General features: G+C 68.4%; 9 protein-coding genes. 3 read left to right on the top strand and 6 right to left on the bottom strand.

All coding sequences use genetic code 11. The features are described from left to right. Positions 1–325: 325 nt before the first annotated feature. The 3 genes from ACWD35_RS37910 to ACWD35_RS37900 all read left to right on the top strand — a co-directional run bounded on the left by ACWD35_RS37910 (position 326) and on the right by ACWD35_RS37900 (position 4,207). Positions 326–742 (top strand): hypothetical protein, encoded by a 417-nt coding sequence (locus ACWD35_RS37910; protein WP_451355925.1) that lies wholly within the window; start codon positions 326–328, stop codon positions 740–742. 151 nt (positions 743–893) lie between these two features. After that, positions 894–2,465: a vanadium-dependent haloperoxidase gene (locus ACWD35_RS37905; RefSeq protein ID WP_451355924.1), complete on the top strand. Its 1,572-nt coding sequence runs from the start codon at positions 894–896 to the stop codon at positions 2,463–2,465. A 173-nt stretch (positions 2,466–2,638) separates the two neighbouring features. Beyond that, positions 2,639–4,207, top strand: a complete 1,569-nt coding sequence (locus ACWD35_RS37900; protein ID WP_451355923.1) for a DUF6851 domain-containing protein — start codon at positions 2,639–2,641, stop codon at positions 4,205–4,207. A gap of 80 nt (positions 4,208–4,287) precedes the next feature. Here ACWD35_RS37900 and ACWD35_RS37895 read toward each other — a convergent pair whose 3' ends face one another. From ACWD35_RS37895 to ACWD35_RS37870, 6 genes are all read right to left on the bottom strand, one after another. Then, the gene (locus tag ACWD35_RS37895; RefSeq protein ID WP_451355922.1) at positions 4,288–4,959 is read right to left on the bottom strand and encodes a TetR/AcrR family transcriptional regulator; all 672 of its coding nucleotides are present in this window, start codon (positions 4,957–4,959) and stop codon (positions 4,288–4,290) included. After that, entirely contained in the window at positions 4,956–6,509 is a 1,554-nt protein-coding gene (locus ACWD35_RS37890) for an MFS transporter (RefSeq protein WP_451355921.1), read from the bottom strand. The genes ACWD35_RS37895 and ACWD35_RS37890 overlap by 4 nt, the downstream gene beginning before the upstream one ends. Before the next feature lie 114 nt (positions 6,510–6,623). After that, positions 6,624–7,580 carry a sigma-70 family RNA polymerase sigma factor gene (locus ACWD35_RS37885; RefSeq protein WP_451355920.1) on the bottom strand — a complete coding sequence of 319 codons (957 nt, stop codon included), beginning with the start codon at positions 7,578–7,580 and terminating at the stop codon, positions 6,624–6,626. Between the two features lie 18 nt (positions 7,581–7,598). After that, on the bottom strand, positions 7,599–8,795 hold the full coding sequence (locus ACWD35_RS37880) for an NAD(P)/FAD-dependent oxidoreductase (protein ID WP_451355919.1): 1,197 nt from the start codon (positions 8,793–8,795) through the stop codon (positions 7,599–7,601). An 81-nt stretch (positions 8,796–8,876) separates the two neighbouring features. After that, the gene (locus tag ACWD35_RS37875) at positions 8,877–9,863 is read right to left on the bottom strand and encodes an acyltransferase domain-containing protein (RefSeq protein ID WP_451355918.1); all 987 of its coding nucleotides are present in this window, start codon (positions 9,861–9,863) and stop codon (positions 8,877–8,879) included. Between the two features lie 33 nt (positions 9,864–9,896). Continuing rightward, positions 9,897–10,823: an AfsA-related hotdog domain-containing protein gene (locus ACWD35_RS37870; RefSeq protein WP_451355917.1), complete on the bottom strand. Its 927-nt coding sequence runs from the start codon at positions 10,821–10,823 to the stop codon at positions 9,897–9,899. Positions 10,824–10,840 lie beyond the last annotated feature (17 nt).

Raw genomic sequence — 10,840 nt, 5'->3', positions numbered from 1 at the left:
GTCGTACGCGGACAGGATCGGCCGGACCTTGTCAGGCACCGGGGATATCTCCAGCAGTCCGGCTGCTTCCTCAATGGCCGAGTAAAGACCTTCCACGCCTGTGCTGGTCATGCGTCCTCCAGTATCCATCCGAGCTGAGCGTCTTGTGAATCGGCGGCCGACCGGATATTTGTTTAACGGCGTCCGAATTATCGAGGAACAGGGCCTACGGGCATGGCAGTTCCCATTTTCGCACCCTGTGAAGTGTCGGCGGCGAGCGCGGACGTGTCAAGGAGTTCCCTATTCTTAATGCACTTCGAGTGATCTTCTAGCGGTGCCTAGTAGGGTGACCGCCTCGGTGCAGGATTCCACGTGGAAAGAACTGTCGACGCCGACTGCTTGGAGATATTCGATGTCCGGTGGCATGGGGGCGGAAGAGATCTGTTCGGCCATCGAGGAATCCGCTCGAGTGGTCGAGGCACCCTTCTCACGTGACAAGGTGTGGCCGATCCTGTCCGCATTCGAGGGTGGATTCTCGGATGCCGGCGGGGTCATCTTCAGTCTCCAGGCCGGCGCGCAGGTCGCGGGCATCCCCGCGGACGAGTGGACCGGCTACCTGCCCGTGGGCAACCACCCCGAATGCCCCTCCGGTTTACCGGCCGGCTCGACACAGAAGGAGCCGGGGACCGTCCCGGCCACCGACCTCGGCGACCTGGCCCACGCGTTCGTACAGCGACACATCAGCGCCAACGTCATGGACTGACCGGCCTCTCCCACCACGGCGGCGGGCACCGGCACCGCAGCCCACCGCCGCGCTCAACCTCATGCCGCTCTTCCCCTGAGCCCGGAGAGCCCACGGCACGGCCATCGATCCCTCTTCCATCCTCTTTAAGAATGGGACAAGGAACATCATCATGACGACTTCCGGACGTTCTCCCGTCTCTGGCTTCTTGCCGGGCCGCAGGTCGCTGCTGGTCGGCGGTGCCTCGGCCGTGGCGCTGTCCACGCTGGCCTTCTCCCGCACGGCCGGTGCCGCCACCAGCGACGAGCCGCTCAAGCTCGACCTGGACAAGGACAACTACATCAAGTGGGCCCAGCCCGACGACACCCACGCCGGTCAGGAGGAAAGGCTGGCGTACATCGGCCCGATGGACGCGACCGTCTTTCTGTGGACGACCCGAGTGGCGATGCTGGCGGTGTTCGACGCGCTGGCGCCGTACCACGAGACCGCGGTCGGCATGTACTCCCGGATTCCGCGCCGCCCCGCCAGCGAGTCCGCCACCAACCGGAACATGAACATCGCCGTCATCTACGCCCAGCTCGCCATCTGGAAGCGCATGCTGCCGCATGATGACCTGGGGGCCTTGCGGCAGCTGATGGTCGCGCTCGGCCTGAACCCCGACGACGAGTCGGAGAACCTGACCAGCCCGATCGGCATCGGCAACGTAGCCGCCAAGAACGCCTGGGAGGTTCTGAAGAACGACGGCATGAACGCCCTCGGCTACGAGGGCGGCCGCAAGTACAACCCCAAGCCGTGGGCGGACTACACCGGCTACCAGCCCGTGAACACCGCCTTCGAGCTGAGCAACCCCTCGCGCTGGCAGCCGCAGTTGTTCCCCCACAACGGCCGTCGGGTCGGCGGCGGCCCGGGTGACATGGGCATCTACGTCGTCCAGCAGTTCGTGACCCCGCACATCCGGCTGGTCAAGCCGCACATCTTCCGGGACCCGGGCCAGTTCCACCTCGCCCCGCCCACGCACAGCGACCACACCCGGCCGCAGGAGTACAAGCGCTCGGTGGACGAGATCATCGAGGCGTCGGCCTCGCTCACCGACGAGCGCAAGGCGCTCGCCGAGATCATGGACAACAAGACCTGGGGGATCGGCTACTCGTCCATCGTCGTCGCCCGGAACAATGACCAGGACGACCACATGGGCGTGCACGGCTGGGCTCAGTGGTTGCTCCAGCACATCCTGGCGACGTTCGACACGCTGATCGCCGCCTGGTACCAGAAGGCCAAGTACGACGCGGTCCGGCCGATCAGCGCGGTCCGGCACGTGTACGGCAAGAGCAAGATCACCGCCTGGGGCGGTCCCGGCATGGGCACGGTCAACGACATCCGCGCCTCCGAGTGGGCCAGCTACCTGCCCGTGAGCGACCACCCGGAGTACCCGTCGGGCTCCACGACGATCATGGCCGCCGCGGCGCAGACGGCACGGCGCTACTTCGGCTCCGACGACCTGGACTGGACGATCAACATCCCGGCCGGCGGGTTGCGGGTGGAGCCGGGGATGACCCCCGCCAAGGACCTCAAGCTGCACTTCTCCACCTTCACCGACCTCGCCAAGACGTGTGCCATGAGCCGGGTGTGGGGCGGCGTCCACTTCAAGAAGACGACCGAGAGGTCCCTGGAGTTCGGTCAGCAGTTCGGCGACATGGCCCACGAGTTCGTACAGCGGCAAGTCAAGGGCGACGTCAAGCACTGACCCTCTTCCACCGCGGCGGTGGGCCCACCTGCCCGCCGCCGCGCTCGGCTTCCGCCGACAAAGCCAGAAGACCACGGCGCAGCCATCGATATCCCGTTGTCCCGTTCCTCATGAAGGGCCTCCGCAGGCTCGCCTGTGGAGGCCCTTCCCTGTCAAGAACAAGGAAGACGATCATGACGACGTCCGACACCTCTGTCCCAGGCTCCTCGTTGGGCCGCAGATCGCTGCTGCTCGGCGGCACCTCGGCCGCCCTGACCATGCTGGCCTTCTCCCGCACGGCCGGTGCCGTCACCAGCGATGAGCCGCTCCAGCTCGATTTCGACCTGGACAAGGACAACTACGTCAAGTGGGCCCAGCCCGACGACGCCCACGCCGGTAAGTCGCCCAGCCTGGCGTTCATCGGGCCGATGGACGCGACCGTCTTCCTGTGGACGAACCGCGCGGCGATGCTGTCGGCGTTCGACGCGCTGGCGCCGTACCACGAGACCGCGGTCGGCGTGTACTCCCAGATTCCGCGCCGTCCCTCCAGCGAGTCCGCCACCAACCGGAACCTGAACATCGCCGTCATCTACGCCCAGCTCGGCATCTGGAAGCGTCTGCTGCCGCTCAACGTGGGCGGCCTGCGGCAGGTGATGGTCGCGCTCGGCCTGAACCCCGACGACGAGTCGGAGAACCTGACCAGCCCGATCGGCATCGGCAACGTGGCCGCCAAGTCGGTCTGGGCGGCCCTGTCGCATGACGGTATGAACGTCCTCGGCTACGACGGCGGCCGCAAGTACAACCCCCGCCCCTGGGCGGACTACACCGGCTACCAGCCCGTGAACACGGCCTTCAATCTGGTCAACCCCTCGCGCTGGCAGCCGCAGTTGGGCCCCCACAACGGCCGTCGGGTCGGCGGCGGCCCGGGTGACATGGGCATCTACGTCGTCCAGCAGTTCGTGACCCCGCAGATCCGGCTGACCAAGCCCCACATCTTCCGGGACCCGGCCGCGTTCCAGCTCGCCCCGCCCACGCACAGCGACCACACCCGGCCGCAGGAGTACAAGCGCTCGGTGGACGAGATCATCGAGGCGTCGGCCTCGCTCACCGACGAGCGCAAGGCGCTCTGCGAGGTCTTCGACAACAAGCTGTGGGGCATCGGCTACTCGTCCATCATCATCGCCCGGAACCACGACCAGAACGACGAGCTGGGCGTGCACGGCTGGGCTCACTGGACGCTCCAGACCATCCTGGCGACCTTCGACACGCTGATCGCCGGCTGGTACCAGAAGTACAGGTACGACTCCGTCCGGCCGCTCAGCGCGATCCGGCACGTGTACGGCAAGCAGAAGCTGACCGCCTGGGGCGGCCCCGGCATGGGCACGGTCGACGACATCCCCGCCAACGAGTGGCGCAGCTTCCTGCCGACGGGCGACCACCCGGAGTACCCCTCGGGCTCCACGACGCTGTGTGCCGCCGGGTCGCAGGTGGCGCGGCGCTTCTTCGGCAACGACGACCTGGACTGGACGTTCACCTTCCCGGCCGGCAAGTCGCTGACGGAGCCGGGGGTCGTCCCCGCCAAGGACATCCAGGTGCACTTCTCCACTTGGACCGAGTACGACAAGATGTGTGCCAGGAGCCGGGTGGATGGCGGCGTCCACTTCAAGACGACGGTCGAGAGGTCCCTGGACTTCGGTCAGCAGTTCGGCGACATGGCCTACGAGTTCGTAGAGCGGCAGGTCAAGGGCGACGTCAAGAACTGACGGCCCTGCCGCAGTAGAAAGGGGTCCCGGCACTCGACACCGAGTGCCGGGACCCCTTTCTCACGCACGGCCGGGAAGCATCACACGTTGCTCGGCCCGGTGTCCGCCGGGCGCCCGACGGCGTCGGGATGCTCCAGCACCGCCAGGGCCCGTTCGATCATCTCCACCAGGTCGGTGTTCTCGCTGTGGTCTCCCCACAGCACCTGGTGGAAGGCGCCCGTCACGGCGCCCACCAGGACGCGGAGCTCGAGGTCGTCCGCGGGCAGGCCTGCCCGTTCGGCGAACACCTCGCTCACGGACTCGACCCACTTGTCCTGTTCCTCGCCCACCAGGGCCCGTATCGCGGGCACCTGGCGCACGAGCTCCCTCCGCCACCGGTACTCCTCGCTGAAGTCCTCGGCGAGCCTGCGCACCATCTCCCTCACCACCGCCCGCAGGGCGGCCAGCGGCGGCTCGTCCGCAGGGCGTTCGCGCAGGAAGGCCATGCTGAACTGGGCGTAGTCGTCCGTCAGGACGATGTGCTCCTTGCTGGGGAAGTAGCGGAAGACCGTGCTCGGCGAGACCTCGGCCACCGCGGCGATCTGCTCGATGGTGGTGTTGTCGTACCCTCGCTCGTCGATCAGCCGACGGGCCGCCTCACGGATCGCCTGGCCGGTGCGTAGCTTCTTGCGTTCGCGCAGGCCGAGGCCGGCTTCGGCGACTGCGATCGCCGACACCGGTGCGCTGGTCGTTGAAGAGGGCATACGACTCATTGTCGCGCACCATCTGCCATGTCGGACAGCGTCTCAGGCAGAGGCTGCTTTTCTGCCTCCTCCTCGGTCTTCTTGGTCTCCCGGCTGTCCGGCAGCTTGAAGGCGGCGAGGACGGCCGCGACGACGCCGGCGATGCCGCAGATCAGCAGCACCAGGCTCATGCCGTGGACGAAGGCGGACTGGGCGGACTCGGCCAGCTGGGGCATCTTGAGCTGTGCGGCGACCGCCTGTGCGGCCACCACGGACTCCTTGGCCGTATCGGCCGCCTGCGCCGGTACCCCGTGGGTGTCGATCCGGTCCTTGAACACGGCGTTGAGCAGGCTGCCCAGCAGGGCGATGCCGATGGCGCCGCCGACCTGTCGCAGGGTGGTGTTCAGCCCGCTGCCGGTGCCCTCCTTGCCCTTGGGCAGTACCGCGAGGGCGGTGTCCAGGGCCGGCACCATCACAAGGCTCACGCCCAGGCCGGTGAGGATCATCCACACTACGGTGAAGCCGTAGCCGGTGTCGGTGTCCGTGGTGCTGCCGAGGAACATCGCCAGGGACATGATGGCCAGGCCCGCGACCACCAGCGGCCGGGTGCCGAACTTGATGGTCAGCGGCGGCACGATCTTGGCGACGACGATCATGCCGGCCATGAGCGGCATCAGGCGCACGCCGGTGGCGAAGGCGTCGTGGCCCTGCACGACCTGCAGATACTGCGGCAGCACGAACATCAGGCCCATGAACACGAACATGCCCAGGATGAGGAAGAGCGTGTTCCACCGGAAGGAGTAGTTCCGCAGCAGCTCCAGGTCCACCATCGGGCGGTCCTGGCGCCGCTCGCGCAGCACCAGACCGACGAGCATCAGCACACCGCCGATCATCGAGGCGAGGATGACCGGGTTGCCCCATCCCTTGGCGGGCCCTTCGATGACGCCGTAGACGAAGGCGCCGAGACCGACCATGCCCAGCACCGTGCTGATGACGTCGACCCTGGGGGCCGACGGGTCGCGGGTCTCGGGGATCAGCAGGGCGCAGGCGACGATGCCGATGGCGATCAGCGGGATGTTGATGGCGAAGACCGAGCCCCACCAGAAGTGTTCGAGAAGCCAGCCACTGAGTAGAGGTCCGAGCGGCAGGCCGATCGAGATACCCGCGGTGATGATCGCGATCGCCTTGGTCTGCTCCTCGCCCTGGAAGAGGGTCGGGATGATGGACAGGGTGAGCGGCATGATCAGCGCGGCGCCGAGGCCCATGACCGTACGGGCCGCGATGAGCGGGCCCGGGCTGGACACGGTCATACCGACGATGGAGCCGCCGAGGAAGATCACGAGCCCGGCGATCAGCAGATTGCGTCGGCCGTAGCGGTCGCCGAGGAAGCCCGCGGGGAGCATGGCGGCGGCGTAGACGACGGCGTAGGAGTCGACGATCCACTGCAGCTGCCCCGCGGAGGCGCCGGTGTCGGCGGCGAGGGTGGGGAGGGCGACGTTCAGGATCGTCGTATCGAATCCGATGACGAGGACGCTGATCGTCAGACCAATCAGCGCCAACCAGCGATTTTTGACAGCCATAGGAAAATGGTAGCAACTATCACTTGAAGGTGGATGGAGATTGGAGGAGTCTCGCCACATGCAGAATGACGCGGACATGACACTCAGCTGCGCCTGGCCGCGGTCGGCGTCGGGTCACCACTGGGTGATGAGCGGCGCGTCCGGTTCGTGCTGCCGCCAGGCTTCGGTGAGGCGGGCGAGGCGGGTGGGGGCGGCGATGCCGCGCACGGTTGCGATCTTGCCGTTGGTGATGTCGAACGTCACGGCGCCGACGGCCTGGTCGCCGAGCACGAAAAGGATGGCGGGGGCGCCGTTGACGAGCGCGTAGTGGATGGCGGGCGTGCCGCCGGCAAGTCGCCGTTTCGCGGGTGTGGGTTTGAAGCCGGCCCGTGCGACGGCGGCGATGCGCTGCGGAGTGTCGTACTGCAGCAGCGTCTCGGTCAGGCCGGCGCCGTCGGAGATCGCGGTTGCGTCGTCGGTGAGCAGCGCCGCCAGCCGTTCGGTGCGGCCCGAGGTGGCAGCGGCGAGGAATTCCTCGACGATCCTGCGGGCGGATGCCGGGTCGACTTCGCCGCCGTCGCGGCGGCGCGCTGCGGTGATGCGGCGCCGGGCCCGGTGGAGGTGCTGCTGGCTTGCGGACTCGGTGATGTCGAGGATCTCGGCGATCTCGGCGTGGCTGTAGGAGAACGCTTCGCGCAGGAGGTAGACGGCCCGCTCGAGGGGTGACAGGCGCTCCATGAGAGTCAGCACGGCCAGGGAGACCGATTCGCGCTGCTCGAAAGTGTCGGCCGGGCCGAGCATCGGGTCGCCGTCGAGGAGCGGTTCGGGCAGCCAGGCGCCGACGGTGCGTTCACGGCGGGCTTGTGCCGAGCGGAGCCGGTCGAGGCACAGATTGGTGACGACCTTGGTCAGCCATGCTTCCGGCACCTTGATCCGCTGCCGGTCGGCGGCCTGCCAGTGCAGGAACGCATCCTGCACGGCGTCTTCGGCGTCGGCGGCGGAGCCCAGCAGCCGGTACGCCAGCGAGGCCAGCCGGTTCCGGCTGGCCTCGAACCGACTGGTGTCGAAGCGATCAGTGGCGGTGCTGTCCACGCGGCCCACACTAGGCGGCTACGCGACCGCCTTCTCGGAGGACGCAACCGGCGCGGCGGCCAGGCGGCGCTTGCGTTTGGGCAGGCCGAAGGTCGGGTGCGAGGTGGCCCACAGCGAGATCTTGACGATGCCCGCCTTGACCTGTGCGGCCTTCCGGCCGCCCACATACTTCGCCTTTGCCTGCGCTTCGTCGTCGACCAGCTGCAGGATCCCGTCCCGCCGCCCAAGACTGATGTGGTTGCCCAGGTAGAGCAGCTTGGTGTTCGCAATCCTGCGGCCGGTCAGGCGTCCCACAATCGCTTCCATGGCCTGCCGGCCGGTGTAGCCGGCCGAAGCGCAGGACATCGGCAGCGGCAGGCCGTTGTCGCCGATGGCGTAGGCGCTGTCGCCGGCGGCGTAGACGTTCGGGTGCGAGACCGACCGCATGGTGCGATCGACGACGATCTGACCGTTCTCGGTGACCTCCAGCCCGCTGGCAGCGGCGATGGGGTTGACCGCGAACCCGGCCGTCCACACGGTTGCGTCGGACGCCAGGGCGGTGCCGTCGGCGCACAGCACCCGCGTCGCTTCGACGGCTTCGACGCTGGTGTGCTCCAGGACGGTGATGCCCAGCCGGTCGCAGGCCCGGCGCAGGTGGCTGCGGGCTCCGGCGGAGAGCCGGGCGCCCAGCTCGCCGCGGGCGACCAGCGCCACCGACAGGCCGGGCCGGGATTCGGCGATCTCGGCGGCGGTCTCGATGCCGGTCAACCCGTCGCCGACGACCAGCACGCTCCCGCCTTCGCCCCGCCTGCCCAGGCTGTCCAGGTGCTCGCGCAGGCGCAGCGCCGAGGGCCGGCCGGTGACGTCGAAGGCGTGCTCGGCCACGCCGGGGACGCCGTGGTCGGCGACGTGGCTGCCGAGCGCGTAGAGAAGCGTGTCGTAGCCGAACTCGCCGCCGTCGGCGTCGGCCACGGCGACGACCTGGCGCTCGGGGTCGACGGCGGTGACACGTGCCAGGTGCAGCCGAATCCCCGTGCCTGCGAAGACGTCGGCGAGCTTCCGGGCCTCGATCTTCTGGCCGGCCGCGAGCTGGTGCAGCCGCAGCCGCTCGACGAAGTCCGGCTCAGCGTTGACCACGGTGATCTCGGTGTCTGTCAGGGACAGCCGGCGGGCCAGGTTCCCGGCCGCGTAGGCCCCGGCATAGCCGGCGCCGAGGACGACGATGCGGTGTTTCATGTGTTGCTCCTGTGGTTCGCCTGCCCCCTGTGAGTTGAACGGAACGGCACCCCGATTCCTGACAGTAACTTGTGGCCTGGGTCACAGAGCGGCGGTCATCGACAGTGCGGCGGTGACCGATTCGTCGAAGACCCGGTGGTCTTCTCCCCGTGCCGATGCCGGGAGCAGGGGAAGTACCGCATTCGCGTGGGACTGGACCGTGGGGTGCAGGTGCAGTGCGGCCGCACAGCTGCCCTTCGGGCCTGCTTCGAGGAATATGCGGTTGCCGGATTCGAGCAGGTCGTTCATCGCGGGCCAGAACAGCACCGGCTTGGCCAGTTGAGCCGACCAGAACTCGGGGGTGACCGACTCCGCGTCGGTCACGTCGCGGGCGGTGCAGGTGGACCGGATCGTGATGGCGGGCGGGCGGAGCTCGATGCGCCGGAGCAGTTCGGCGAAGCGGATCGCCGCGTCGGCGCACAGTGGGCTGTGGAACGCCTGCCGGGCCTTCACCGGGCGACACGCGACCACCCCGGCCTTCAGGGTCCGCTCGACGGCGCGCAGTGCCGCCGTCGCGCCGGACAGCACCGTCTGGCGTGGGCTGTTGATCGCCGCTATCGCGATGCCTCGCTCTGCGAGGTCGTCGCCGAGCACCTCGCGGATCCGGTCGACGCCCGCGGCCACCGCGAGCATCCCGCCCGGTTCCGTCGCCGCCATCGCGGTGGTCCGCGCCACCATCGCCCGGCTGCCGTCGGCGATGCCGAACACCCCTGCGACGGCGGCTGCGGCCAGTTCGCCGACGCTGTGCCCGACCAGGACCGTGGGCCGTAGACCGCGTGCGATCACCGCGAACGCCAGTGCCGCGCCGATGGCGAACAGCAGCGGCTGTGCCCGGGAGCAGTCGTCGAAATCCGGTCCCGGCCGGTCGGAGAGCCAGGCGTCACGCAGTCGCGGGCCGTCGGGGCCGTACTCGGCGAAGAACTCGTCCATCACCGCGGTCAACGTCGGTTCCACGCCGTACAGGTCGGCGCCCATTCTCGGTTGCTGGCCGCCCTGGCCGGGAAACACCAGAGCTACGTCACGTCGCATGTCCATGAGGGCCTCAAGTCTTTGCCGGTTTCGTCATGGGTTCAGTTCGGTGAGTTCCAGGGTTCCGCTCACTACTCGGACGCCGGCCTGGTCGATGCCTACCGACGCGGTCACCGCTCCCGGTTGCCCGGTCACCGACACCGCGCATTCGGCGGGCACGTCGGTCTCCACGAAGATGCCGAAGTCGAGTTCGGCTCGCGTCAGCGCCGACTCGCCCGTGCGCAGGCCCGCCTCCGCCGCACTGCGCAGCGCGGACTGCCGCATCGCTTCTATGAGCAGCGATGCGGGGAGGTGGTCGTAGTCCCGGTCGAAGAAGGAGGGGTGGGTCCGGTCCACCAGCACGGGATAGCGGTTGGGCCGTGTGGCGGGGCCGATCACCACGTTGTTCCGGTCGCGCCGGCCGACCAGTTCGGGGTCGATCGGTTTGATGTCCGGGGTGTCGTTCGCGTCCGCGGCCCGGCGGGAGCGCTGGTAGTCGCGGATCTCGTGGTAGGACTCGCGCGGGAACAGGATGCTGGTGAACGAGAGCGTCATGGCCCGTGCCGAGCCGACGAGGAAGTCGCCCGCGATGTCGTACGTGCCGTCGGTCTGTGTGACGCGGACCTTGATGACGCCCTGCAGCGGCTTGGCTGCGTCGGCACGGAACGCGTGCAGCTCCGGCACGGCCAGCGTCACCTGCTGCACGGCCGACGGGGTGCCCCGGGGAACGCCGAGGTACTCGTGCCGGGCCACGACGAACGCCTGCCGGAACGCCTCGATCACGGCTGCCGGGTCGTGCCGGGGGGTCCGCTGGTCGGACCACAGGGGGTGGTCGTGCGCCACCCGCAGGGCGATGGCGAACTCGTCCGGGCCGATCTGTGCATGGTCGGTGACGAACACTTCAAGGGGCGACCGCCGGTTCACCGTCATGGGCGGCACCAACTGGTCGAAGCTGAGGGCGGCAACGGGATCGTTGGTCATCAGAGCCTCCGGGACTG

Source organism: Streptomyces sp. NPDC002671 (assembly GCF_053592475.1).
Note: the sequence above shows the minus strand (reverse complement) of the source record. Positions and strands in the feature narration are given on the sequence as shown.